Source organism: Mesorhizobium sp. M7D.F.Ca.US.005.01.1.1, assembly GCF_003952545.1.
Taxonomy (GTDB): domain Bacteria; phylum Pseudomonadota; class Alphaproteobacteria; order Rhizobiales; family Rhizobiaceae; genus Mesorhizobium; species Mesorhizobium loti.
The window spans coordinates 1,816,320-1,842,411 of sequence record NZ_CP034453.1; the positions used below are offsets into that span (position 1 = coordinate 1,816,320).

Annotated in this window: 19 protein-coding genes; 11 read left to right on the forward strand and 8 right to left on the reverse strand. The window is 63.7% G+C overall.

Annotated elements, in window-relative coordinates; genetic code table 11:
- Window positions 1-12: 12 nt before the first annotated feature.
- Window positions 13-729: a ligase-associated DNA damage response endonuclease PdeM gene (pdeM, locus tag EJ076_RS08710; RefSeq protein ID WP_126067617.1), complete on the forward strand. Its 717-nt coding sequence runs from the start codon at window positions 13-15 to the stop codon at window positions 727-729.
- 6 nt (window positions 730-735) lie between these two features.
- Here pdeM and EJ076_RS08715 read toward each other — a convergent pair whose 3' ends face one another.
- The 3 genes from EJ076_RS08715 to EJ076_RS08725 are packed head-to-tail and all read right to left on the reverse strand — an operon-like array spanning window position 736 to window position 5,336.
- On the reverse strand, window positions 736-1,671 hold the full coding sequence (locus EJ076_RS08715) for a DmsC/YnfH family molybdoenzyme membrane anchor subunit (RefSeq protein ID WP_126067618.1): 936 nt from the start codon (window positions 1,669-1,671) through the stop codon (window positions 736-738).
- A 3-nt stretch (window positions 1,672-1,674) separates the two neighbouring features.
- Entirely contained in the window at window positions 1,675-2,409 is a 735-nt protein-coding gene (locus EJ076_RS08720) for a 4Fe-4S dicluster domain-containing protein (RefSeq protein ID WP_056588391.1), read from the reverse strand.
- Window positions 2,406-5,336 carry a molybdopterin oxidoreductase family protein gene (locus tag EJ076_RS08725; protein WP_164548573.1) on the reverse strand — a complete coding sequence of 977 codons (2,931 nt, stop codon included), beginning with the start codon at window positions 5,334-5,336 and terminating at the stop codon, window positions 2,406-2,408. Before EJ076_RS08725 ends, EJ076_RS08720 begins: the two co-directional genes overlap by 4 nt.
- A 278-nt stretch (window positions 5,337-5,614) precedes the next feature.
- Here EJ076_RS08725 and EJ076_RS08730 point away from each other — a divergent pair, with 278 nt between their 5' ends.
- Window positions 5,615-6,523 carry a LysR family transcriptional regulator gene (locus EJ076_RS08730; protein ID WP_126067619.1) on the forward strand — a complete coding sequence of 303 codons (909 nt, stop codon included), beginning with the start codon at window positions 5,615-5,617 and terminating at the stop codon, window positions 6,521-6,523.
- Between the two features lie 10 nt (window positions 6,524-6,533).
- On the opposite strand, the gene EJ076_RS08735 is transcribed toward EJ076_RS08730, so the two are convergent.
- From EJ076_RS08735 to EJ076_RS08750, 4 genes are all read right to left on the reverse strand, one after another.
- Window positions 6,534-7,790, reverse strand: coding sequence for an Hsp70 family protein (locus EJ076_RS08735; protein ID WP_126067620.1), 1,257 nt, complete (start codon window positions 7,788-7,790; stop codon window positions 6,534-6,536).
- A gap of 169 nt (window positions 7,791-7,959) precedes the next feature.
- On the reverse strand, window positions 7,960-8,751 hold the full coding sequence (locus EJ076_RS08740) for a TIGR02186 family protein (RefSeq protein ID WP_109666485.1): 792 nt from the start codon (window positions 8,749-8,751) through the stop codon (window positions 7,960-7,962).
- Window positions 8,751-9,674 carry a sulfite exporter TauE/SafE family protein gene (locus tag EJ076_RS08745; RefSeq protein ID WP_109666487.1) on the reverse strand — a complete coding sequence of 308 codons (924 nt, stop codon included), beginning with the start codon at window positions 9,672-9,674 and terminating at the stop codon, window positions 8,751-8,753. The genes EJ076_RS08740 and EJ076_RS08745 overlap by 1 nt, the downstream gene beginning before the upstream one ends.
- A gap of 192 nt (window positions 9,675-9,866) precedes the next feature.
- Complete coding sequence (locus EJ076_RS08750) at window positions 9,867-13,892, reverse strand: peptidoglycan-binding protein (RefSeq protein WP_126067621.1); 4,026 nt, start codon at window positions 13,890-13,892, stop codon at window positions 9,867-9,869.
- Window positions 13,893-14,349: 457 nt separating this feature from the next.
- Here EJ076_RS08750 and EJ076_RS08755 point away from each other — a divergent pair, with 457 nt between their 5' ends.
- The 8 genes from EJ076_RS08755 to EJ076_RS08790 all read left to right on the forward strand — a co-directional run bounded on the left by EJ076_RS08755 (window position 14,350) and on the right by EJ076_RS08790 (window position 23,895).
- The gene (locus EJ076_RS08755) at window positions 14,350-14,808 is read left to right on the forward strand and encodes a MerR family DNA-binding transcriptional regulator (protein ID WP_126070992.1); all 459 of its coding nucleotides are present in this window, start codon (window positions 14,350-14,352) and stop codon (window positions 14,806-14,808) included.
- Window positions 14,809-15,081: 273 nt separating this feature from the next.
- Complete coding sequence (locus EJ076_RS08760) at window positions 15,082-16,872, forward strand: acyl-CoA dehydrogenase (protein WP_126067622.1); 1,791 nt, start codon at window positions 15,082-15,084, stop codon at window positions 16,870-16,872.
- A 114-nt stretch (window positions 16,873-16,986) separates the two neighbouring features.
- Window positions 16,987-18,156 carry an acyl-CoA dehydrogenase family protein gene (locus EJ076_RS08765; protein WP_126067623.1) on the forward strand — a complete coding sequence of 390 codons (1,170 nt, stop codon included), beginning with the start codon at window positions 16,987-16,989 and terminating at the stop codon, window positions 18,154-18,156.
- Window positions 18,157-18,241: 85 nt separating this feature from the next.
- A complete protein-coding gene (locus tag EJ076_RS08770) occupies window positions 18,242-19,450 on the forward strand; it encodes an acetyl-CoA C-acetyltransferase (RefSeq protein WP_126067624.1) in 1,209 nt (402 codons plus the stop codon).
- A gap of 14 nt (window positions 19,451-19,464) precedes the next feature.
- A complete protein-coding gene (locus EJ076_RS08775; protein ID WP_126067625.1) occupies window positions 19,465-21,684 on the forward strand; it encodes a 3-hydroxyacyl-CoA dehydrogenase NAD-binding domain-containing protein in 2,220 nt (739 codons plus the stop codon).
- 10 nt (window positions 21,685-21,694) lie between these two features.
- Window positions 21,695-22,240, forward strand: coding sequence for a thioesterase family protein (locus EJ076_RS08780; RefSeq protein ID WP_126067626.1), 546 nt, complete (start codon window positions 21,695-21,697; stop codon window positions 22,238-22,240).
- A 125-nt stretch (window positions 22,241-22,365) separates the two neighbouring features.
- Window positions 22,366-23,034 carry a helix-turn-helix transcriptional regulator gene (locus EJ076_RS08785; RefSeq protein WP_126067627.1) on the forward strand — a complete coding sequence of 223 codons (669 nt, stop codon included), beginning with the start codon at window positions 22,366-22,368 and terminating at the stop codon, window positions 23,032-23,034.
- Window positions 23,035-23,076: 42 nt separating this feature from the next.
- A complete protein-coding gene (locus EJ076_RS08790; protein ID WP_126067628.1) occupies window positions 23,077-23,895 on the forward strand; it encodes a thermonuclease family protein in 819 nt (272 codons plus the stop codon).
- Here the strand turns inward: EJ076_RS08790 and EJ076_RS08795 are convergent.
- The gene (locus tag EJ076_RS08795) at window positions 23,861-25,507 is read right to left on the reverse strand and encodes a lysine--tRNA ligase (RefSeq protein WP_126067629.1); all 1,647 of its coding nucleotides are present in this window, start codon (window positions 25,505-25,507) and stop codon (window positions 23,861-23,863) included. The genes EJ076_RS08790 and EJ076_RS08795 overlap by 35 nt on opposite strands.
- 127 nt (window positions 25,508-25,634) lie before the next feature.
- Here EJ076_RS08795 and EJ076_RS08800 point away from each other — a divergent pair, with 127 nt between their 5' ends.
- Window positions 25,635-26,084, forward strand: a complete 450-nt coding sequence (locus EJ076_RS08800) for a tellurite resistance TerB family protein (protein ID WP_126067630.1) — start codon at window positions 25,635-25,637, stop codon at window positions 26,082-26,084.
- The last annotated feature ends 8 nt before the right edge of the window (window positions 26,085-26,092 follow it).

The following is a 26,092-nucleotide window of genomic DNA, read 5'->3' on the forward strand; positions in this document are numbered from 1 at the left end:
TCGGATTTCCTGATGAATTTTTCGCTGGCGCGCGCATCGCTGATCGCCGAGGCCGACCTTGTCGGCATCGCCGGCGAGCGCGCCGTCTGCGACCCGCGCGGCGTGCTCTATTTTCCGGATCTGCGGCTTCTGGCCGTTTCCGACCTGCATCTGGAAAAGGGTTCGTCGCTGGCACGGCGCGGCGCGCTGATCCCGCCTTACGACACCGGTGCGACCTTGCTGAGACTGCAGGCGGTGATATCAGACTACCAGCCATCGATCGTCATCAGCCTAGGCGACAGTTTTCATGATGGCGGCGGCGCCGAACGCATGCATGCAAGTTTTCGCGAGCGGCTGGAAGCGCTGATATCAGGACGCGACTGGTTCTGGGTCGCCGGCAATCACGATCCGGATGCGCCCGCCGACCTGCCTGGCGAAACGGTGCGCGAACTGGCTATCGGCTCGCTGCTGTTCCGACATGAGCCATCGAAGCAGCGCGTCGAAGGTGAAATAGCGGGCCATCTGCATCCTTGCGCTCGCATCGTCCAGCGTGGCCGCTCGGTGCGGCGGCGCTGCTTTGCCGGCGACGGCGGCCGCATGATCATGCCGGCCTTCGGCGCCTATACCGGCTCGCTCAACGTGCTCGACCGCGCCTATGCAGGGCTGTTCCGGCTGGACACTTTGATGGCTTACATGCTCGGCACGGACCGTATCTTCGCCATCTCGCGCTCGATGCTCAGGCCCGGCTGAAACGCCCTATCTGCCGTAGTAGAGCGTGACAGTGTGCTTGGCTTCGGCGAAGAACAGCCAGCGTTCGACCAGCATACCGGCGAACTGCACGATCGCGGCAAGCAGTGACAGTGCTGCTGCGAAGGGCCAGGGCAGGGCAACTGTTACGGCGAGCAGCAGGCCGGGCAGCGCGAAGGCCAGGAGCTGCGTGATCTGGCGTAGCCGCGCGCTGTGCTTGCGCGCGATGCGAAAGCCCATTTCCTTGAGCAGATAGTTTTCCTCGGTGTGCGGCCATTCCAGCGACCGCACCGTGCCGCCGGCCAAACCCGTCGCAGTGTTGGCGGTGGTCGGGATTTCCAGCCGGTCGTTGTAGCGCCAGGTTGCCAGTTTCCAGCCCCAGCCGAGCAAGGTCAGCAGCACACAAGCCGCCAGAATGATTTTCGAACCAAGCGCAAACCCCTGCAGCAGCGCGTTCAGCAACACGCTGCCGGTCATCGCCGAAAAGATGAGATAGCCCGGCAAGGTGAAACGGCTGTGCCACTGGGCGATCGGCTTCAGCGACGCGTAGATCATGCCGGTCGTGCAGACGGTTACGGCCGCACCACAGGCCGCGAGCAATCCTGCGATGCCGACCCAGCCATCGGTCTTGCCGAAGAATATCCAACCGATGCCGAACAGTCCCGCCGGAATGAAGGTGAGGACCGAGGCAACGCCTTCGCGCGACAGCCAGGAACTGCGCCACTGCGAGAACGCCCGCCAGGCGCGTTCGGGGCGGCCGAGATGACCCGTTGAGGACAACAACCCGGCCGCGATCAGGCCGAGCGCCAGGCCCATGCCGATGAGGCCCAGCCAGAAGTCAGGCTGGATGATCTGGAAGCCTCCGAACACACCCAGCAGTGCCAGCAGCCCATAGCCGGCGCCGGTAGCGGTGGTGAAGAAGACGACGGAGAAGGCTGGGTGCATGGGCTAGTTCGAAAGCATGCGGTCGACCCAGCCGAGAAAGCCACCTTCGGCCCGCACCGGTTCGAGTGCGGGTGCTGCCACCGATGCCGCGCGCGTGGTGTGGGCGCGCGGCGGCAGGTATTTGTTGGTCGGGCGATAGCCGAGCTCCGGCATCAGGTCGACGCCGCCACGCTCCGCCACCAGTTGCGAGACAGCCGACTGAGGATCGCCGAGATCGCCGAAATGACGGGCACTGGTCGGGCAAGCGGCGACGCAGGCCGGCACGCGGTCTTCTTCGGCCAGATTGTCATTGTAGATGCGGTCGACGCACAGCGTGCACTTCTTCATCACCCCGACATCGGTATCGAATTCGCGTGCGCCATAGGGGCAGGCCCAGCTGCACAATTTGCAGCCGATGCACTTGTCCTCGTCGATCAGCACGATGCCGTCCGAGGCCCGCTTGTAGGAGGCGCCGGTCGGGCAGACGGTAACGCAAGCCGGCGTCTCGCAATGCAGGCAGGAGCGCGGGAAGTTCACCGTGCGCCCACCCATCTCGGTGGTGTGCTCGTAGCTGTGCACGCGGTTGAACCAGACGCCGTCGACATGGCCGCCATAGGGGTCGATGTCGGTCAGCGGCGCCATGTGGCCGCCAGTGTTCCATTCCTTGCAGGCGGTGACGCAGGCCTGGCAGCCGACGCAGGTGTCGAGATCGATGACGAGGCCGAGTTTCTTGCCGCTTTGACTTGGCAGACAGGTCATTCGGCCGCCTCTCTTGCCTGCCGGAACTCGGCGCCGAAAGTCAGCTTGTCGGGCGAGGCTTCGAAATGCGGCGGCTGCTGGAAACGTTCGAACTGCGGCTCTGTGAAGCCGGCTTCTTCCGCTGCGCATTTGACGATGCGCACGCGTAAATCGAACCACGCCGCCTGTCCGGTCACAGGGTCGGAATTCGAATAGCGTTTGCCCTGAGCATCGGCCGAGGTCTGGTCGCCGATGATATGGTTGAGCAGGAAGCCGCGGTTGGATTCGGCCGCGTCGTCTTTCAGCCCCCAGCTGCCACGCCGCTTGCCGATGGCGTTCCAGGTCCAGACCGTGCTTTCGTTCACCCCGTCGATCAGCTTGATCTGCCCCTTCACTCTGCCGTTGATGCTTTCGATCCACACCCAGTCGTCATCGACAAGGCTCAGATCTGCTGCTGTCCGGTGATGCACGAACAGCCGGTTCTGGCTGGTGATTTGTCTCAGCCACGCATTCTGCGAACCCCAGGAATGGTACATGTGCATGGGCCGCTGCGTCAGCGCATGCAGCGGATATTTTTCGAGGTCGACGACCGCCTCCTCGAAGGGCATGTACCAGAACGGCAGCGGGTCCATGTAGGTCTCGATGCGCTGGCGATCGCCCTTTGGTGGCAAGACAGGGCCATGCCCACGCGCGGCAAGGCGGAAGCGCTGCAGCGGCTCGGAATAGAGCTGGAAGACGATCGGCTCCGCCTTGGGGATGAAGCCCATCTGCACCGCGAAATCGAGATAGGAGCGGTTGGCCATCTTGTAGTAGCGCTGGTCGTTAGCGAAATCGTGGTGCCAGAAGCCGCCATTGTCGATGTAGCGCTGCAACTGGTCCGGATTGACCTCGCCCTTGCCGATCGCGGCGCCGTCCTTGCCGCGCCAGCCGGCGAGCGGGCCGATACCGGGCGTGCGCTCATGGTTGACGATGTAGTCAGCGTAGTTGCGATACTTGGCGGCGCCGTCGTCATCGACGAAACCGGGCAGGCCAAGCCGGGCGCCGAGTTCGATCAGCACCGACTGGAACGGGCGGACATCGCGGTCGGGCTCGACGACGGGATGGCGGATGGCGTCGCCGGGTCCGTCGGCATGGCTGATCGGCCGGTCGAGCAGGCTGATGCAGTCGTGGCGCTCGAGATAGGTCGTGTCCGGCAGCACGAGGTCGGCGAACGGCACGGTCTCGGAATAATAGGCATCGGAATAGATGATGAAGGGGATCTTGTAGTTGCCCGCTTCGTCGTGGTCGGTCAGCATGGCAATGGTCTCGACGGTGTTCATCGAGGAATTCCAGGCCATGTTCGACATGTACATCATCAGCGTGTCGATCCTGTAGGGATCGCCGGCCCAGGCGTTGCGGATGACGGTGTGCATCAGGCCGTGCGCGGCCAGCGGCGCGTCCCAGGAATAGGCCTTGTCGATACGGGTCGGCGTACCGACCTCATCGACCAGCAAATCGTCCGGCCCGCAGACGAAGCCCAGCGGCATGCCGTCGAGCGGCGTCATCGGCTTGACGGTCTTGCCCGCCGGTTTCGGCCCTGGCGGCGCGGAGCGAGGGTAGGGCGGCTTGAAACGGAAACCGCCGGGGACATCCACGGTGCCTAAGAGCACTTGAAGCAAATGGATGGCGCGGCAGGTGTGAAAACCGTTCGAGTGGGCCGAGATGCCGCGCATGGCGTGCATCGAGACAGGCCGCCCCTTGATCGTCTCGTGGCGGCGCCCGGCCCAGTCGGTCCAGGCGATCGGCAATTCGATCGTCTGTTCGAAGGCGACATGGGCGAGTTCGGCGGCGATCCTGCGGATCGTGTCGGCGGCAATGCCGCAGCGCTCGGCGACCGCGTCCGGCGCATAGCTCTCATCGAGGTAGCGGTCGGCGATCAACTGGAACACCGGAACGCAGTGGCGCCCGCCGATCGTGAAGCTGCCGGTCAGTGCCGGTTTTGCACTGGCATCGGCGGCGCAGACCGGTGTCTTCGCTACCCTGTCCCAGGCCAGCGGATTGCCGTCGGCATCGCGCATGAACAACCCGTCATCGGTGGCGCCGGGCTCCTGCACGACGAGGACATGGGCATTGGTGTAGCGCAGCAGATAATCGAGATCGACGCGGCCCGCCTTCAGCAATTCGTGGATGAGGGCGAACACGAACAAGCCGTCGGTGCCGGGCCGGATGCCGATCCAGTCGTCGGCAATGGCATTGTAGCCGGTGCGGCACGGGTTGATCGAGACGACCTTGGCGCCGCGCGCCTTGAGTTTGCCGAGGCCGATCTTGATCGGGTTGGAATCATGGTCCTCGGCGACGCCGAACAGCATGAAATATCGGGTGTTGTCCCAGTCGGGTTCACCGAACTCCCAGAACGAACCGCCGATCGTGTAGAGGCCTCCGGCCGCCATATTGACCGAACAGAAGCCGCCATGGGCGGCGAAATTTGGCGTGCCGAACTGGCTCGCCCACCAGCCGGTGAGCGACTGCGACTGGTCGCGGCCGGTGAAGAAAGCGAGTTTTTTGGGGGCGGTCCGGCGGATGTTCGACAGCCGTTCGGTGGCGATCGAGAACGCCTCTTCCCACTCGATCTCGCAGAACTCGCCCGAGCCGCGCGGACCGGTCCGTAGCAGCGGCTTCTTCAGCCTTGCCGGACTGTAATGCTGCATGATGCCGGAGCTGCCCTTGCCGCAGATCACGCCACGATTGACCGGGTGGTCCTTGTTGCCGTTGATGTAGCGGACCTTGCCATCCTTGATGTGCACGTCGATGCCGCAGCGGCAGGCGCACATGTAGCAGGTCGTCTTGGCGATGCTGTCGGAAACGTCAGGCGAGGTGTCGACGCCGTCGCCTTCATCCGGTGCGCGCGTGTCGGCAAGCGGGCGTTGCGATGGTGCTGAATTCGCGCCGCGCGGCGGTCCCTGCATCATGATCCAGGGGTGCCCGTGCGGCCGGCGGATTTGGCTCGCGTCTTCGGTCCGGGGCCGCGCATGTAATGCTCTTCCGGATGATAGCGATCGCCAGCCAGCCGCCGCCTTATGCCGCGGCTCCAATGCGCAAGCAGGGATCTGAACCGCCCGATCATTCTGCTCTCTGCGATCTCTTGGCGAATTTTTTCTAACTTCGCTCGAAAACTTAGAATGAAGCTATCGATCCGTCTAATCAGTTGTTCTTGTAAATTCGATCGATATTGGTTCTTAATACAGACATGACACTGGATCAGTTGCGGATTTTCGTCGCCGTCGCGGAGCGCGGCCATATGACCAAGGCGGCGGAACTGCTGGGCATTTCGCAGTCGGCCGCATCGGCCGCCATCCGAGCGCTTGAAGAACAGCACGGCGTGCATCTGTTCAACCGGGTCGGCCGCAACATCGAGCTTGCCCAGACCGGACACCGGTTCCTGCCCGAGGCCAAGGCCGTGCTCGAACGGGCCGCCGCCGCCCGCAATGTGCTGGAACATGTCTCGCAGACGGTCGCCGGCAGCCTCTCGATCGCCGCCAGCCAGACCATCGCCAGCTACTGGCTGCCACGCCGGCTGGCTTCCTTCCACGAAGCCTATCCCGCCGTCAGGCTGAGCGTCAGCATCGGCAACACCAGGCAGGTGGAGGCCAATGTCCTCGATGGCGCGGCGGATCTCGGCCTGGTCGAGGGGCGCACCGAGTCCGACATCCTGCGCCGCACCAAGGTCGACGTCGACAGGCTGATGCTGGTGGTTGCCAGCACGCATCCGGAGATCGCCGAAGTCGCGCCCGGCCACTCCGACATCAAGGACCTGCGCTGGATCATCCGCGAGGGCGGTTCGGGCACCCGCGAAGTGCTGGAGGACCTGGCCCGCCGCGAAGGAATTTCACTCGCCGACTTGCAGATATTCCTGGTGCTGCCGAGCAACGAGGCTATCCGCCAGGCGGTCGAGGCGGGAGCCGGAGCTACCATCATTTCGGAGCTTGTCGTGGCCCGCGCCGTGGCCGAAGGCAGTCTCAGGTCCGTGCCGCTCGAATTGCCGAAACGCGACTTCGCCATGATCACCCATCGCGATCGCCAGGCAAGCCTGGCCCAGATGGCGCTCAAGGCGCATCTCGGCGCCGGCGCCGACGAAATGGCGCCCGCTCGCCCGTGAGCGGGCAGCGTCAGCCGAACTTGCGTTGCGCATCCAGCGCCAGGCCAAGTCCGACCGACCCGAACATATCGCCTTCAATGACGGATGCGTGCGGCACCAGCGACAGGATTTCTCGCCTTGCCAGCGGGATCGCGGTCGATCCGCCGGTCAGGAACACCGCAGTGATGTCGGATGGCTTCACCTCAGCGTCCCGGATGGTCTGCGCCACCGTTGCCGTGACCCGCTCGATATCCCTGGCAATCGTGGCGTCCAGCCCGCTGCGCGTGATTTCGGCGCCGAACTCCGCGCCGGGCAGCTTCACCGCGACCTCTGCGGACGAGCTGTCGGTCAGCTCGATCTTGGCCTTTTCGACAAGTGCCGCCAGCGCGTGTCCATAGCGGTGTTCGACGATGTGGATGAAGCGGTCGACCAGGTCGGCGCGCTCGGCCTCGTAGCGGATCTGGCGCAGATGCGTCATCGCCTTGGCGGTGTAGACCAGGTTGATGCGCTGCCATGTCGCGAGGTCGATGAAGTAGCTTGCCGGCAGGTTGCGCTTGCCGTCCTTGGTTGGCGTCAAATAGCCGAGCTGCGGCATTACATGGGCGATGCTCAGCAGCCGGTCGAAATCCGTGCCGCCGATATGGACGCCCCGGCTGGCCAGGATGTCGTCCTTGCGGTCGAGGGACTGGGAGCGCTGCGGTGAAACGCGCACGATCGAGAAATCCGACGTGCCGCCGCCCATGTCGATGATCAGCGCCAGTTCCTCGCGCGTCACTTTCTGCTCGTAGTCGAGCGCCGCCGCGATCGGCTCGAACTGGAAAGCGATGTGCTTGAAACCCTGGGCGCGCGCGGCGTTCTCGAGTTCGCTTTGCGCCTTCGCGTCGGCTTCGGCGTCGTCATCGACGAATTGCACCGGCCGGCCAAGCACGACGGTCTCTACCGTATCGCCGACATCTGCTTCCAGCCTCCTCTTGAGATGGCCGAGGAACATGCCGACGATCTCCATGAAGCCGATCGAGCGCGCCTTGATGCGGGTCTTCTCGTGAGCCAGCGAACTGCCGAGCACGCTCTTCAGCGAACGCATCAGCCGGCCTTCGATGCTGTCGGTGTAGTTGGCGATGGCGTGGCGGCCAAAACAGGTGCGGTTGTCCTCGAAGTTGAAGAACACGGCACTGGGCAGCGTCACTTGGCCGTCTTCAAGCGCGACAAGGCGCGGCTGCCCGTTGCGGACCACGCCAACGGTGGAGTTCGAAGTACCGAAGTCGATACCGCCGAAGGCTGGTCGCATGACAAGTTCCTGTATTTGTCGACGGCGAGCCGACAGGCGCCATGAGAAATCGCGCGCTGCCCGGGGACGGGCTGCTCTGCCGAACCGAATTGTTTGTGTCTGCAAGTTGGCTGGGGAGCGCGGTCTACCGCATGCTCCCGCAAAGGGAAACCACTTTTCGGGAAAAGTTCTAGTCTCGCCGGAAGATCAGCCTTCCGAGCCAGCCTGTCAGCATGGCCAGCGATATCGCAAAGACGCCATAGAGGAAGGAATAATTATGGGCGACACGGAAGATCGACTGTTCGAAACCGGATTTGCGGATTTCGAGCTGGGCTGAGCTTTCCTTGATGAACAGGCCGCTCTTGAACAGGAAGGCGCGTGCCTTGTGGGTGCCGACCGGGACATTCGGCGCCAGCCTGACGGTGGCGCGGAACAGGTTCTGCGACAGGAATTGCACGCCGCCGACATTCTCGCTGTAGAGGCCGGTCGCCGACTTGCGCTCCCGCAACGCCGCGGTGAATTCCTCGATCGTCGCCGGGCTGTCGCCGGCATCGGCGGGCTGCATGTAGAGGTTGGAGGCGCCAAGCGACAGCTGCTTGTAGCTGTTGGGTTCGGTGATGTCCTGCAGCGGCCGCGTCGTCGCCACCGAATAGGACATCGGCACGTTCTCGAAGGTCTCGGAGTCCAGATTGACCCAGACGCCAAGCACCCTGTCCTTGCGGCGCACCACCACCGGTTTGGGCGGGCCTTCGAGCACGACGATGACATCGTAGCGGCCCTGGCGAGCGACGAGTGGATCGGGATTTTCCAGCGAACCGAAGATGGTCAGGTCGGCGCCGGAAAAGCCGGCGGTGATCGAGACATTGTCGGTGGAGAGCCCGATCTGGATGCCTTCCGTCAATGGGACCTGTGCCTTCGCTGATACCGCGGCCGCAAGCAATGACAGGACAATGGCGGTTGCGAACGCGTTCGGAGCCCTCATCAGTTGAGGCCCACGGCGGACAGCGAATAGAGATTGGGCGGAGTGACGAAAAGATCGATGGCCAATCGTATCGCCACCGCCAGCACCAGCAGCGCCAGCAAGGCCCTGAGCTGCTCGCCGCGCAGCCTCTGACCGGCCTTGGCGCCATATTGCGCGCCGGCCACGCCGCCCGCCATCAGCAGGAAGGCCAGCACGACGTCGACCGTCTGGTTGGTGGTGGCGTGGACCAGTGTCGTGTAGGCGGAGGTGAAGATGATCTGGAACAGCGAGGTGCCGATAACGACATTGGTCGGCACTTTCAGCAGATAGATCAGCGCCGGCACCATGATGAAGCCGCCGCCGACACCCATGATCGACGACAGGAAGCCGATGCCGGCGCCAAGGCCGAGCACCGGGATGACGCTGACGAACAGTTTCGAGGCCCTGAAGCGCATCTTCAGCGGCAAGCGGTGGATCCAGTTGTGCTGGCCGGATTTCTTCAGCACCGGCGCCGCACCGCTGCGCGTGGCGCGCAGCGCATTGACGCTTTCGACCAGCATCAGTCCGCCGACCGTGCCGAGCAGCACGACGTAGAGCAGCGAGATGAAGAGGTCGAGCTGGCCGAGGCGGCGCAGGAAGGCGAAGACGTAGATGCCGCCGGTGGAACCGACAATGCCGCCGGCCAGCAACACCCCACCGAGCTTGAAGTCGAGCGTCCCTCGCTTCATGTGCGAAAGGACGCCGGAGACGGAGGAGGCGATGACCTGGTTGGCGCCGGTGGCGACCGCGATCGCCGGGGGTATGTTGTAGAAGATCAAGAGCGGCGTGATGAGGAAGCCGCCGCCGACACCGAACATGCCCGACAGGAAACCCACCGCCGCGCCCATGGCCAGCAGGACGAAGATATTGACGGAAATTTCCGCGATCGGGAGATAGATGCCCACCCGTCAGTCTCGATCAGTTCTGCCTGTCGGCGAATGCAACCGTTGCGGGCATTTTGGCCCGACAAGCCAATTCGTTCTTGCGCCGGAGGTGCTGCGAAGTCAAACCGCGCTACGCCGCCGAAACAAAAAACATCTCAATCAGTTAACAGGCAAATGTGTGGCAAGGGCGTCGTGGAAGCGACGCCTCTGCCGTTATTTGCGCGCCAGCAGCGCCTTGACCAGTTTTTCATCGACTTCACCGGTCGCCGCCATCTTGTTGTCGGTCTGGAAAGCCATGATCGCGGTCTTCGTCTTCTGGCCCATCTTGCCGTCGGCGCCGCCGGCGTCGTAGCCGTTCTTGTTGAGAATGCGCTGGATGTTCTCGACGGCCTTCTTCATGTCGATGCTGGCGGTCGTCTGCGGTGCGCCGTCCTGCCAGGATTCGGGAATGTCGGCCGAATTGGCTGCCGCATCCAGCGGCTTGGCCTTCCACAGTTCGGCCGCGGCGCGGGCGCGTTCGAGCTGCTCGGGCCGCAGCGCATTGGCGATCTCGTCGCGCTTGGCTGCGGCATCCTTGTCGCCGGTCTTGGCGACGAGCGCGAACCATTTGTAGGACTCTTCGAGGTTCTGCTTCATGCCGACGCCCTTGGCGGCGAGGATGCCGAGATTGAACTGGCTGTCCTTGACGCCGACGTCGGCCGCCGCCTGGAACCAGTGCGCGGCCGATTCATTGTCGGTCACGCCGTCAGCGGCCATGGCGAACAGCACGGCCAGATTGTGCATGCCGCTGGCGTTGCCCTGCGCCGCGGAAAGTTGGTACCAGGTCTTCGCCTTCTTGATGTCGCGTGCGACGCCGATGCCCTTTTCGTAGAAATTGCCGATGCGGTATTCGGCCGGCGCGAAGCCGAGTTCCGCCGACTTCTCGTACCATTTGGCCGCTGCCGCCATGTCTTCCTTGACGCCGCGCGACTCGGCATAGCGCGAGCCGATCTCGAACAGCGCCTTGGCATCGCCGCCGGCGGCGGCATCGCGCAAGGCGACCGGGCCGGCGTCAGCGGGAATGTCGAACTTTGCCGTCGCCGCCGCCGGCGAAGCGTCCGCTGGCGCAACCGCGCCCGTGGTGTCCTTGGCGGCGGTCGGCTGAACCGCCATCGGCTGGGTGTCGGCATCTGTTGCTTCAGCGGAGGCCGCAGCAGCCGGGGCAGGCACAGCAGAGGCTGTGGTGCCGGACGCCGCCGCGTTCGCATCGGCGGGCGCAGCCGAAGCGAGCGGTGCAGGAGCCGGCTGGGCTGGCGGCGCGGCATCCATCGACAGCTCGGCGGCTGGCGGCGTGGCCATCGGGGTTTGCGATGCCATATCGTCCTTGGTCAGCGGGTCGGACGGTTCGGCCTGTCTGACGACACGGTCCGGCGCGCTTTCTGCCGCCGGAAGCTGGATGTCTGTCTTTGGCTGGCCAGCGGCGTCGAATGAGGCGGTTTTCACCGGCTGCGAGGCGACGATCGGCGCGACGTCGTTGCTCGCCATCTGTGCGGGATCGGCGAAAAAGGCCTTGCCCAGTTGCAAGGCGCCCAGCGCCAGCAAGATCGCGGTCGTCCCCATCAGGATCGGCTTGCGCCGTGCCTTGAGCAGGTCGCCGATCCGTAGCGCCTTCACCGGTCCGGTCACCGTCGACTGGCGCTTCAGTGCATCGGCCTCGGCGGCCGCAGCCTGCGCCGCGCGCCGGGCCGCTGCGATGAAATCCGATTTCGCGGCATCGGTGTCGCTGGGCTTGGCCGGCTGGCCGCGCTCGTCACGCACGCGTTTCATGATGGCATTAAGGTCAGGTGCGCCGGAGCCGGGCTCCAGCGGCCGGTTGGCCATTTTCGGATCGAGCGGCTCGTCGAGATCGACGCTCGGTATTGGGGCACTCGGCGCCGAGCCGGCCAGTGGCGGAATGTCCGCCTCCTTCTTGCCCTTGAAGGCGCGGGCCAGCCCGCCGAACATCGATCTGCGGCCGCCCGCCTGTTCGTTCTTCTCGACAATCGTGTCGGAGCCGAGAGCAGCCATGGCCGCAGCCGCTGCGGCTTCGGCTGGCGTGCGCGTCCCCATACCCAAGTCGCTACGCAGACCCATGTCGCTACGTGCACTTAGGTCGCTACGAGCGCCCGGCTCATTGCGCAGGATGGCGGCGGCGCGGCCATCGAGATCGGCCATGTCCCCAGTCAATGGCAGAGGCTGATCGATATCCATCGACGGCGCGTCGACGGCCATCTTGGGTCGCCGTGCACCGCGCCAGTTGCTCGGCTCGACCGGTGCCGCATCCAGCAGTTCGCTCATCGCCTCGACCGGCTCGCCGGGTTCGAGCGAACCCAGCCGGTCGACGATCTTGAGCAACGTGTCGTGGATGGCCTCGAATGTTCTCGAATTGCGCTCGTCGGAGCGCCGCGTCAGCGTTTCAAGCGTCTTCAAATCCTGGGCGAGGCCGGAAACGGCGGTCGTATTGGCGCTCGAACCAGCCAGCGATTGCACCGCGTTCTCGGCCGCTTCGCGCGCCGCGCCAAGGATGGAATCGCGGGTTCCAGCCAGCGACTTTTCAATTTCGTTGAGACGCGGGCTGATGTCCTCGAATTCCGGCAGCGGCGTGCTGGGCTTGGAAAGATGTGCGGACAGGCCGGCGACCTGCGCCTCCAGACTGCGGATCAGCGCAGGATCGATGCCGGCCACCTGCGCGGCCGATGCGTCCAGCCGGCTTGAAATGTCTTCGAGCCGGCTTTCCAGGCCGCGGATCGCTGCTTCGCCCGCGGGATCGGGAACACGCGTTTCCATGCGCTTGGCCAGCGCGGTGAAGCGGGCATCGATGGCTTCCATGATGCCGGCGCTGTCGACCTGCGGCATGCGCTGGTCGAGCCTGTCGGCAACCTCGTCCAGCCGGCGTTCGAGATCGCGGAACAGCATGTTGCCCTGTTCGATGGCGTCACCCTGGCGGCGCTCCATCATGCCCGACAGCACGTCGAAGCGTTGCTCCAGCCCGTGGAAGATGTAGTCGGCGTCGGGCATGGCGGGTGCCTGGTCGATCTTGTCGGCAATGAGCGCGATCTGCTTGGCCAGGCGCTCCATCGCCTGCTCGGGCAGGTTGGCGCGGCCGGCGAGCTCGTCGACCCGGCTCGACAGCGTACCCAGCCGGTCCATGACCGCGTTGCCGGGACGATCCTGCGCCACTTCCTCGATCTGGCTGGCAAGCGAGTCGATCCGCCTCTCGATGCGCTCGAAAGCCTCGTGGTCGAATGAATTGGCTTGCGCCGCGACCGTCGATGCAACGATGGCGCGGGAAATCTCGTCCAGCCGCTCGTCGATCATGCCAAGCGTGTCGCTGCCGCGATTGTCCTGCTGGCTGGCGAAATGGTCGACGGCGCCGGCGAGCGTGCGCACCTTTTCCTCGAGCGAGCGCAGCGACAGCGATTCCGGCAGGTTGTTGACGGCATTGCTGATCTGCTCCAGCCGGTCGGTCAGCATTGAAAGGCCCGGGTCGTCCGAGCGCTTGCGCTGGTCGGCGTCGACGCGGTCCTCGAAAGCCGTCCAGCGGCGATCGAAATCGTCCCAGCGACGGTCGACCTTCTGCACGCTCTCTTCGCGCGCCAGCGTCTCGAGCGCGGCTTTGACCTGTTCGAGCTCGAGTCGCAGCATGTTGACGCTTCTGTCGTCGCTCTTCTCGGCCAGCGTCTGGATGGCGCCGGAAAGCCGTTCGAATTCAAGGCCGAGCTCTGCGCTGCCCTTGGCCGAAGCACCGGGCCTGGCGCCCGACTGGAAAGCCCGCTCGATGTCCTTGCGCAGCGCTTCGAATTCGCGCTGCAGCCCTGATGTCATCTGGTGGCGCAATTCCTCGCGCATGCCGCGCAACTCGCCGGCGATCTTGCCGACCATAGCCACGCCGTCCTCCTGGCCGCGCACGCGATCGATGTCGCGGGCAATGGCCTGGTAAGCGGTGGCTCCTTGCATCGGGCTTTTCGGGCGCGGCGCCGGCTGCGGATCCTCATACCAGCGCTGCTGGCCAGTGGGTCGGGCGGCGGGATAGCGCGCATCGGCGCCATATTGGCGAGGATCGGGTTGGCGGAGATCGGGACGTGCCATCGGATCCTCGCGCGTCCGCTCAAGCCGCTGCTCCAGCGTCTCCAGCGACTGGTTCAACTGCTCGAGCGTGGTCTGCGGCCTGCGCTGCCTGCCGGCGTTGAGTGTATCGAGATAGGACCGCTTGCTGTTCATAGGTGCGTCCGTCTTTCAGAATGGCTGGCTCGTGGCCAGTTCCCCAAAGTCCCTGCCGGAACGAAGGCGACCTGCGGCTATGCCGCGGCGGAAGACGAGCTTCCCGGGTTCTCACCCGCGCTCCGAAAAACCGTGAAAAATTCGATACAGGATAAACACGGGTAGCCGACGTGCCCACATTTCCCCCAACGTGGTAAACAACGCGTTAACCAAACTTAAGAAGTTGCAAGGAAGTTGGCTGCCGGCTTGACGGTGCGGCATAAAGCTCAGCCCGCAGAACGCCCTTGCGTCATGAGGCGGCTATCGGTATAGAATTGACGTAAACGTAAAAGGCGCATTCGAGCGTGCTATTTGCGATTTGTTTGTTGAAACCACGACTGGAAGCAAGCCCCCGCTTCCAGTCAGGCGACGCACGGTCCAGGACCGCGACGCCACCAGACGGGGAAAGCCAGTGACCATGAAGCTTATCTCGGCCGGCGAGACCGCGGCCAATACCAATATGTCTGTCGAAGCCGGCGAGGACCTTGTCCGCATCGGCGAGATGGCGAAGAAATACGGAGTGACGCTGCGCACGCTGCGTTTCTACGAAGACAAGGGCCTGCTCAACCCGCAGCGTGACGGTTCGACCCGTCTCTACACACGCCGTGACAAGGCCCGGCTGAAGCTGATCCTGCTTGGCCGCAAGGTCGGGTTCTCGCTGCGCGACGTCAAGCAGATGATGGATCTCTACGATCCGACCGGTTCCAACACCAAGCAGCTCAAGCTCGCGCTGGACAAGTCGGAAAAGCAGCTTGCCCGCCTGCAGAAGCAGCGGGCGCTGATCGACGATGCCATCAACGAGCTGAGTGGCTCGATGTCGGCGGTGCGCCGGATGCTGACCGAGCGATCGGCACCGCAGGCGAGCGCCGTGAGCTAAGTCATCCACTGATTGCCTGACTATCAAGCCGCGTGGCCCTGCCGCGCGGCTTTTCGTTGTCCTGACCCCACCAATATAGCCTTCGGCGCTGGCTTGCGCGACGTCGCGCCGCTACGCTCATTGCCGCAATGGGCGGGAAATCTTGTCGCATCGAAAAAATTGACGTTTACGCAAACGTCAATTTTTGCTATCCCGCTCCCAATATGGGTCCGCATGCCGCCCCTGGCTTGTCTTTGGGGCATTCGGACCGGGTTTGCAGGGTGGAGAAAAAGCATGCCGACATACAGGGCTCCGGTCCAGGATACGCTGTTCGTGCTCAACGAGGTGCTGGGTTATCAGCGCTATTCGAACCTTCCCGGATTTTCCGACGCCACGCCCGATGTGCTCGAGGCGATCCTCGCCGAAGGCGCCAAGCTCGCCGAAAACGTCATGCACCCGCTGAACCGTGTCGGCGACATGGAAGGCTGCGTGCGTCATGACGATGGCTCGGTGACCACGCCGAAAGGCTTCAAGGAGGCCTTCGACCAGTATCGCGAGGGCGGCTGGATGGGATTGGCCGCACCCGTCGAGTTCGGCGGCCAGGGCCTGCCCTATGCCGTGCACACCGCCGTCGCCGAATATATGGTCTCGGCCAACATGTCGCTGATGATGTATCCGGGCCTGACGCAAGGTGCGATCGCGGCGATCATCACCCACGGCACCGACGAGCAGAAGGCGAAGTGGCTGCCCAGAATGATCGAGGGCGCCTGGACCGGCACCATGAATCTGACCGAGCCGCATTGCGGCACCGATCTCGGCCTGTTGCGCACCAAGGCGGTGCCGAACGGCGATGGCACCTACAAGATTTCAGGCCAGAAGATCTTCATCTCGGCCGGCGAACACGACATGTCGGACAACATCGTCCATCTGGTGCTGGCCCGCATCGAGGGCGCGCCGGAAGGCGTCAAGGGCATCTCACTGTTCATCGTACCGAAGCTCATGCTCGACGCGTCGGGCAATCCGGGCGCCAGGAACACCGTCTCCTGCGGCTCGATCGAGGAGAAGATGGGCATCCATGGCAATTCGACCTGCGTCATGAACTATGACGAGGCGCAAGGCACGCTGCTCGGCGAGGCCAATGGCGGCCTGAAGGCGATGTTCACGATGATGAACGAGGCACGCCTCGGCGTCGGCCTGCAGGGGCTGTCGCTGTCGGAGATCGCCTACCAGAACGCCGTCGCCTACGCCAAGGACCGTTTGCAGGGCCGCTCATTGTCGGGGCCGAAGGCGCCGGACAAGAAGGCCGACCCGATCATCGTCCATCCCGACATCCGCCGCAGCCTGATGACCATGAAGGCGTTCAACGAGGCCGGCCGCGCGCTGGCGCTGTGGACCGCGATCAAGTCCGACATCGCCCACCGCTCCGGTGATGACAAGGACCGCCAGGCCGCCGACGACTACACCGGCCTGATGACGCCGGTGGTCAAGGGCGTGCTCACCGACAAGGGGTTCGACCACGCCGTCATGGCGCAGCAGGTGTTCGGCGGTCACGGCTACATCGAAGAGCATGGCATGAGCCAGTTCGTGCGCGATGCCCGCATCGCCATGATCTATGAAGGCGCCAACGGCATCCAGGCGCTCGACCTCGTCGGCCGCAAACTCGGCCTGAATGGCGGCCGCGCCGTGCAGGCCTTCTTCAAGGAAGTCGGTGAGTTCTGCGAGGAGAACCGCTCCGACGAGAAGATGGCGCCGTTCACAAAGGCCTTGAAGAAGGGTCTCAACGATCTGCAGGCGGCGACCATGTGGCTGGTGCAGAACGGCATGGCCAAGCCCGACAATGCGGGCGCCGCCTCGACCGACTACATGCATCTCTTCGGCCTGGTGGCGCTGGGCTACATGTGGGCGCAGATGGCCAAGGCGGCACTTGGCAAGACGGGCGCCAACGGTTCCCAGTCCTTCTACGACAACAAGGTTGTGACGGGGCGCTTCTTCATGGAGCGGATCATGCCGGAGACGTCGGCGCACCTCGCCCGGATCTCGAGTGGTGCGGACACGCTAATGGCCCTGCCGGCGGAAGCGTTCTAAAGATGGTTCCCCTCCCCTCGAGGGGAGGGTGGCCCGGAGGGCCGGGTGGGGTCCTGCGTGAAGTGCGCCGACCTCAACTCTAACGATGTGCTCTGGGAGGAGTATCATACCAACATGACCAGCCCCGCCGAAATCCTGAACCTCCCCAAGCCCGCCTGGGCGGCGGACGAGGTCGGCATGCTCTACGACATGGCGCATCGCTTCATGTCGGAGGAAATCGCGCCGCGCTACGACGAGTTCGAGAAGAACGAGATGGTCGACCGCGAGAGCTGGCTGAAGGCCGGTGCGGCTGGTCTGCTCTGCGCCTCTATGCCAGAGGAATATGGCGGCTCCGGCGGTACCTTCGCGCATGAGAGCGCCATCATCGAGGCCATCGGCCATGTCGGCGTCGATGGTTTCGGCATCGGCCTGCACAATTCGATCGTCGCCCCTTACATCCTCCATTACGGCTCCGAGGAGCAGAAGAAGAGATGGCTGCCGAAGCTGGCGACTGGCGAGCTGATCGGCGCGATCGCCATGACCGAGCCCGGCGCGGGCTCCGACCTGCAGGGCGTCAAGACGCGCGCCGAAAAGGATGGCAACCAGTACAAGATCAATGGTTCCAAGACCTTCATCACCAACGGCCAGCTCGCGAACTTCATCATCGTCGTCACCAAGACCGATCCGGAGAAGGGCGCCAAGGGCACGTCGCTGATCGTCGTCGAGACCGATGAGGTCGAAGGCTTCCAGCGCGGCCGCAACCTCGACAAGATCGGCTTGAAGGCCAACGACACGTCGGAGCTGTTCTTCAACGACATGCGTGTGCCGACCTCCAACCTGCTCGGCCACGAGGAAGGGCAAGGTTTCGTCCAGCTGATGCAGCAATTGCCGCAGGAGCGGCTGCAGATCGGCACCGGCGCCATTGCCATGATCGAGCGGGCGCTGGCGCTGACCATCGACTACGTCAAGGAGCGCAAGGCGTTCGGCAAGGCGATCATCGATTTCCAGAACACCCAGTTCAAGCTGGCCGAACTCAAGACCGAGGCCACCATCGGCCGCGTCTTCTATAATGATTGCGTTACCCGCCACATTGCCGGCGGCCTCGATCCCGTGACCGCGTCGATGGCCAAGTACTGGCTCAGCGACCTGCAGGGAAAAGTCGTCGACGAATGCCTTCAACTGCATGGCGGCTATGGCTACATGAATGAATATCCGATCGCCCGCATGTTCCGCGACGCTCGCGTCCAACGCATCTACGGCGGCACCAACGAGATCATGAAATTGCTGATCGGACGCTCGCTCTAATGCATGTCGCTCAAAAGTGGTCCCGGTTTTGGGGGATCGACATGCATCAGTTTAAAGTCGTTCGATAAACCCAAGGAGCAAAACGATGGCCGAAGCTTATGTCTATGACGCCGTGCGCACGCCGCGCGGCAAGGGCAAGAAGGACGGATCGCTGCACGAGGTGCCGGCGGTGCGGCTTGCTGCCAAGACGCTCGAGTCGCTGCGCGACCGCAATGGGCTGGATACCGGCACTGTCGACGACATCATCTTCGGCTGCGTCGATCCGGTCGGCGAGGCGGGTTCGGTCATTCCGCGCGCCGCAGCCTTCGAGGCCGGCTACGACACCAAGGCGCCCGGCATGCAGATCTCGCGCTTCTGTGCTTCCGGGCTCGACGCCATCAATCTCGGCGCCGCCAAGATCGCGCAGGGCGCCGATGAGATCGTCATCGCCGGCGGCGTCGAATCGATGTCGCGCGTCGGCATGGGCGCCTCGGGCGGTGCCTGGTTTATGGACCCGTCCGTCGGCCTGCCCGGCTGGTTCGTGCCGCAAGGCATCTCGGCCGATCTGATCGCCACCAAATACGGCTTCTCCCGCGACGACGTCGACGCCTATGCGGTCGAGAGCCAGAAGCGTGCCGCCAAATCCTGGGCCGATGGCCGCTTCAAGAAGTCCGTCATCCCGATCAAGGACCAGAACGGCCTGACCATCCTCGACCATGACGAGCATATGCGGCCATCGACCGACATGCAGTCGCTGGCCTCGCTCAACCCGTCCTTCGTCATGCCTGGCGAAATGGGCGGCTTCGATGCGGTTGCCGTGCAGAAACACCCCGAGGTGGAGGAGGTCAACCATGTTCACCATGCCGGCAATTCGTCCGGTATCGTCGATGGCGCCGCCGCCGTGCTGCTCGGCTCGAAGAAGGCCGGCAAGGCGATGGGGCTGAAGCCCCGCGCCCGCATCCGCACCTTCGCCAATATCGGCTCCGAGCCGGTGCTGATGCTGACCGGTCCGGTCGACGTCACCGAGAAGCTGTTGAAGCGCGCCAAGATGAAGCTCTCGGACATCGACCTGTTCGAGCTCAACGAAGCCTTCGCCTCGGTGGTGCTGCGCTACATGCAGGCTTTCGACATTCCGCATGACAAGATCAACGTCAATGGCGGCGCCATCGCCATGGGCCATCCGCTCGGCGCCACCGGCGCGATGATCCTGGGCACGGTGCTGGACGAACTGGAGCGCCGCGATCTCAACACCGCTTTGGTGACGCTGTGCATCGGCGCCGGCATGGGCACCGCAACCATCATCGAACGCGTCTGACGGGGAGAGAAACGATGAGCTACACCAATTTCACCCTCGACATCGACGCCGACGGCATTGCGCTGGTCACCTGGGACATGCCTGGCCGGTCGATGAACGTCTTCACCGAGGAAGCGATGCGGGAATTGAACGCCATCGTCGACAAGGTGGCAGGTGACGCCGCCATCAAGGGCGCGGTGATCACTTCCGGCAAGGACACCTTCTCCGGCGGTGCCGACATCACCCTGCTGCAGAAGATGCTGACGACCTTCGCCACGGACAAGGGCAAGGACGCCGAAAAGGCGACGAAGGCGCTGTTCGACAATGCCGGCATCATGACCGGCCTGTTCCGCAAGCTGGAGACATCAGGAAAGCCGTGGGTGTCGGCGATCAACGGCACCTGCATGGGCGGTGCCTTCGAATTGTCGCTGGCCTGCCACGGCCGTGTCGCCGCCGCCAGCGACAAGGTGAAGATGGCGCTTCCCGAGGTGAAGATCGGCATCTTCCCAGGCGCCGGCGGCACCCAGCGCGTGCCGCGGCTGACCGATCAGCAGCAGGCGCTGCAGATGCTGACCTCCGGCCAGACGCTGTCGCCGCAGAAGGCCAAGTCGATGGGCCTGATCCATGAGATCGCCGAGCCGGCCAGGCTGGTCGACACCGCCAAGGCGATGATCAGGAATGGCCTGAAGCCCGTAGCACCTTGGGACGAGAAGGGTTTCAAGCTGCCCGGCGGCCAGATCTATTCGCCGGCCGGCTTCAATCTGTGGCCGCCGGCCATCGCCATCCTGCGTCGTGAGACCTACGGCAACTATCCGGCCGCCGCCGCGATCCTGAAATGCGTCTATGAAGGGCTGCTGGTGCCGTTCGACACCGCCTTGCGCATCGAGCAGCGCTATTTCACCGAGATCATGCAGACCAAGGAAGCGGCGGCGATGATCCGCTCGCTGTTCGTGTCGCTGCAGGAACTGAACAAGGGCGCCCGCCGCCCGGCCGGCGTGCCCGAAACCAAGTTCAAGAAGATTGGCATTCTCGGCGCCGGCTTCATGGGCGCCGGCATCGCCTATGTCACCGCCAAGGCCGGCATCCCGGTGGTGCTGCTCGACCGCGACATGGAGTCGGCTGCCAAGGGCAAGGCGCATTCCGACAGCCTGATCTCGGATCAGGTGAAGAAGGGCCGCGCCAAGCCGGAGGACAGGGAGAAATTGCTGTCGCTGATCACGCCGACGGCCGATTATGCCGACCTTGCCGGCTGTGATCTGGTGGTCGAGGCGGTGTTCGAGGATTCAGGCGTCAAGAAGAGCGCCACCGAACAGGCCGAGGCCGTTCTGAAGCCATCGGCGATCTTCGCGTCGAACACCTCCACCATCCCGATCTCGTCGCTGGCCAAGAATTCGGCGCGGCCGAAGAATTTCATCGGCATCCACTTCTTCTCGCCGGTCGACAAGATGATGCTGGTCGAGATCATTTTGGGCAAGAAGACCGGCGACAAGGCGCTGGCCACGGCAATTGATTTCGTCCGCGCCATCAAGAAGACGCCCATCGTCGTCAACGACACGCGCGGCTTCTACGTCAACCGCTGCGTGCTGCGCTACATGTCGGAAGCCTACAAGATGCTGATCGAAGGCGTTCCGGCGCCGATGATCGAAAATGCTGCGAAGGCCGCCGGCATGCCGGTCGGACCCCTGGCGCTGACCGACGAGACGGCCATCGACCTTGCCCAGAAGATCATGAAGCAGACCATCAGGGACCTGGGCGACAAGGCCGTCGATCCAAAGCAGATGGCGCTGATCAACACCATGGTCGACGATCACGGCCGCTTCGGCCGCAAGAACGGCAAGGGTTTTTACGATTATCCGGCCAAGCCCGCCAAGAAGAAGCTGTGGCCGGGTCTCAAGGATCTCTATCCGCAGCTTGCGCCCGAGAAGGTCGATTATGAGGAGTTGCAGCAGCGGCTGCTGGTCACCATCGCGCTGGAAGCGGCGCGGGTGATGGAAGAGGGCATCGTCACCGACCCGCGCGAGGCCGATGTCGGCTCGATCCTGGCCTTCGGTTTCGCCCCCTACACCGGCGGCGCGCTGTCCTACATCGACGGCATCGGCGCCAAGGCATTCGTCAAGATCGCCAAGAACCTGCAGAAGAAATACGGCGCCGAGTTCAAGGCGCCCAAGCTGCTGCTCGACATGGCCGAGAAGGGCGAGAGCTTCTATCAACGTTTCGATCCCTATGCGAAAGGCGACGTGAAGCAGGCAGCCTGACGCCGACCCGATGTATGTCTGGGTGCGCATGGCGCGCATGATGGCCACGGCGCGCAGCCGTGGCCCCTATATGATGGGTGGCGAAAGCCGGCTGGCTTTTCGCTGCCTGCCGACCGACATCGATTTCAACATCCATCTCAACAATGCGCGCTACATGATGCTGGCCGATCTCGGCCGCATTGATTTATTTATGCGTGCGGGCCTCATCAGGCTGGCGAGGACAAATGGCTGGGCGCCGATGATGGGCGGGCTGCAGACGGTCTATGCGCGCGAGATCAGGCTGTGGCGTCGCTTCGAAGTGGTGTCTTCGATCGAGACTTGGGAAGGCACGCAGGTTATCGGCAGGCATCGTTTCGTCCTAGACAATGGCGAGACAGCCGCCTTGATCATGACGACGGCCGGCGTCTATGACCGCGGGGCTCGACGCTTTCTCGATATCGACGAGGTCGTCGCAGCACTTGGCCGCGCGGCAAACCCGCGACCTCTAACCCAGGCAGAACGGATTTTCATGACGTCGCACCAGGGTCTGCGCAGCTTGGCCAAGGGTGTCGATTGATCCCGGGAATCGGAATTTGTGGGACCACAGCTTACACGCGGCGTTGTGGGGCGGGCGGTGGACAAAACGGCATTCCAAGACTAGAAGGGAAAGGTATTTTTTCCTGCATTGAAGGAGAGCAAGACGTGCTCTCGCATGACCGTGTCTGGGCCGCCATCGATGCTCTTGCCGAGCGCTATTCGCTTTCGGCCTCGGGACTGGCCAAGCGCGCGGGGCTCGATTCCACCGCCTTCAACAAGTCGAAGCGTTTGTCTTCGGATGGTCGGCCGCGCTGGCCGTCGACCGAATCGCTTGCCAAGATCATCGAGGCGACGGGCGCTTCGCTCGATGAATTCACCGGTCTGATCGAAGGCCGGCCCGGGATCAGCAATAGTGCTTCGACCAGCCATGCCGCTTCGGTCGCCCGCAGACGCTCCGTGCCGTTGCTCGGCTTTGCCCAGGCCGGCGCCGGCGGCTTCTTCGACGATGCCGGCTTTCCGGCCGGGCAGGGTTGGGATCTGGTCGAACTGCCGGCACAATCGACCGAGAGTTCCTATGCGCTGCAGGTGCAGGGTGATTCCATGCTGCCGCTCTACCGCAATGGCGACGTCCTCATCGTCGAACCGGGCGCCATCACCCGCAAGGGTGATCGCGTCGTCGTCAAGACCACCGGCGGCGAGGTGATGGCCAAGGTGCTCGAGCGCCAGACCGTCAAGTCGATTGCGCTGATCTCGCTCAATCCCGATCATCCCGACCGCGATATTCCCATGCACGATGTCGAGTGGGTGGCGCGGATTGTGTGGGCAAGCCAGTAGGTCAGGCTCGTGCGGCTCCTTCATCATGCCTTGGCGGTTCTGATGGTCCCAGTGATGGCGGCCATGGTCGTCACTGGTGGTCACACGCTGAAAGGAAGCGACAGCGTCGTCACGGTGGATCAGCTTGATCCGGGCGCCGATACGATCGCGCAACAAGGCGCCGAGACGGTGCCCGAAGAGCCGGCCACATCGGCCATAGCAGCTCCACAGCCGCCAAAGCCGGCGCCGCATTCGAGGGCGATCGATCCCCAATTTGTCGCGCCACCGGAACTGCCCGCCGAGGGGCTTGAACGGGTCGAGCCGCGCGAGCCATTGAGCAAGCTTGCGCTGGCCGTGCCGCCCAAGCCGAAAATGCCTGACGACTGGAACGGCACAAAGCTGTTCCAGCCGGTTGCGCCGGCCGCTGGCCTAATCGAAGCGAAGGGCTACTCGGTCGCGGTTTCCGGCATCGACCTCGTCAGGCAGGACGAGACCTGTAGCGAGGACGGCAAATCCTGGCCGTGCGGCGTCCGTGCGCGGACGGCATTCCGCGCCTTCCTGCGTGGCCGCGCGGTGGTTTGCACCGTGCCGCCCGAGGGCGGCCGCGACCTGATCGCTGCCGAATGCCGGATCGGCAAGCAGGATGTCGGCCAATGGCTGGTCGAAAACGGCTGGGCGCGCGCCGCCAAGGGTGGGCCCTATGCCGAAGCCGGCGACAAGGCACGCACGGCGAAGAAGGGCATTTTCGGATCGGCGCCTGATCTGTCCGGCATGCCGGCAATGCCGGCCGCACCGAGCCCGGCGCCTCAGACGCCGAGTTCGATCCTGGAAGAGTCCGGCGGCGTGCTCAAACCAGCTGACCAGCCAGCGCCCGCTCAATGAGCGCCCGCGTCTCGGCAATGCCGTAGAGCGCGGCGAACGAACCGAAGCGCGGGCCGCGCTCCTGGCCGATCAGCACCTGATAGATCATCTGGAAGAAGGCACCCGATACGCCAGGGCCGCCCTCCGGGCTCTGCTTGGAATGATCCTGATAGCGTTCGATCCTGCGCGCGACGTTGAGCGAAGCGTTCTGGATCGCTTCGCCATTGGCGCCGGCCGGCAATTCGCCAAGCGCCTTGTCGAGGGCTTGCAGCGCCTCGCGCTCGACCTCGTCGGCCGGGCGGAAGGTTTTCGTCGGCTTCACGAAATCGTCGAAATAGCGGATCGCGTGGCCGACCAGCTGGTCGAGTTCGGGATGCGTCTTTGGCGTCACCCCTTGCGTGTGGCGTGAGATGAAGCCCCACAGCACATCCTTGTTCTGCGCGTTGGAAGCGCTGACCAGATTGAGCAGCAGCGAGAACGGCACCGGCATGTCGATCGCGGGCGGGTTGCCGTCATGCATATGCCAGACTGGGTTGCCCAGCCGTTCCTTCCAGTCCTGCCGGGGATAGGCGGCGAGGAAGGTATAGTATTCGTCCACAGCCCGCGGGATGACGTCGAAATACAGCTTCTTGGCCTGCCGCGGCCGCTGGTACATGTAGAGCCCGAGGCTTTCGGTCGGCGCATAGGTCAGCCACTCGTCGATGGTCAGCCCGTTGCCCTTCGACTTCGAGATCTTCTGGCCGTTCTCGTCGAGGAACAGTTCGTAGACGAAATGCTCCGGCGCCCGTCCGCCCAGAATGTTGCAGATGCGGTCGTAGACCACCGCATTGGTCTGGTGATCCTTGCCGAACATCTCGAAATCGACGCCAAGGGCTGCCCAGCGCATGCCGAAATCCGGCTTCCATTGCAGCTTCACGCGGCCGCCGGTGATCGAAAGCGTGGTCTCGGTACCCTCGTCGTCGAAGGTGATGGTGCCGGCCTCGGCGTCGACATGCTTCATCGGCACGTAAAGCACGCGGCCGCTCTTCGGCGAAATCGGCAGGAACGGGCTGTAGGTCGCCTGCCGCTCGGGGCCGAGCGTCGGCAGCATCACCGCCATGATCTGGCCGTAGCGTTCGGCGGCGCGCTTGAGCATCGCGTCGAAACGGCCGGACTTGTAGTATTGCGTCGCGCTGGCGAACTCGTAGTCGAAGCCGAACGTGTCGAGGAAGCGGCACAGCATCGCATTGTTGTGGTCGGCGAAGCTGGCATAGTCGTCGCCGAACGGATTGGGAACCGACGACAGCGGCTTGTGCAAATGCGGCTCGAGTGCGGCGCGATCCGGCACGCTGTCGGGTATCTTGCGCATACCGTCCATATCGTCGGAAAAGCACAGCAGCTTGGTGGCAACCTTGTCCTGCGTCAGGACGCGAAAGGCATGGCGCACCATCGACGTGCGCGCCACCTCGCCGAACGTGCCGATATGCGGCAGGCCGGACGGTCCGTAGCCGGTCTCGAACAGGACTGTTTGCGGAAAGTCGGTGCCTTTGTAGCGTTCGATGATCTTTTTGGCTTCTTCGAACGGCCATGCCTTGCTCTCGGCCGCGGCCGCCAGCAGCTCGGGATTGAGATCGATGATGTTTGATCCCGCCATGTCACTGTTTTCCAAATCATTCGCCGGCCCATTCGAAGGCAGGCCGGAGCAGAGGTTTTTCAACCGGTCTCTAGGCGTGCATCGCCGGAGCGTCAACGCGTGCGGCGCTTTTTCCTTGCGGTGCAGAATGAGCGTTCCTACCTTCGAGGCCCGGTTCAAGGAGAAAAAATTGCCGACGCCGCATGAAGCCCTGATCTACCTGATGGTCATCACCTCGGCCTCCGATCGCGACATGACCGATGTCGAACTGGCGCGGATCGGCGAGGTCGTCCGCTCCTGGCCGGTGTTCGAGGACTTCAACCACGACAGACTGGTCGGCGTCGCCCAGGCCTGCCAGAAGCGCCTGCACGAAAAGGACGGACTGGAAGGCGTGCTGGCTGAAGTCGCGGAGGCCTTGCCCGAGCGGTTGCGCGACACCGCCTATGCCGCCGCCTTCGAGGTTGCCGCTGTCGATCTCGAAATGCGCATGGAAGAAGTGCGGGTGCTGCAGCTGATCCGTCGTCAGCTCGATCTCGACACGCTGACGGTCGCGGCAATAGGCCGTGCCGCCAAGGCCCGCCTGCGTACGCTGACCTGAAAGTCCTT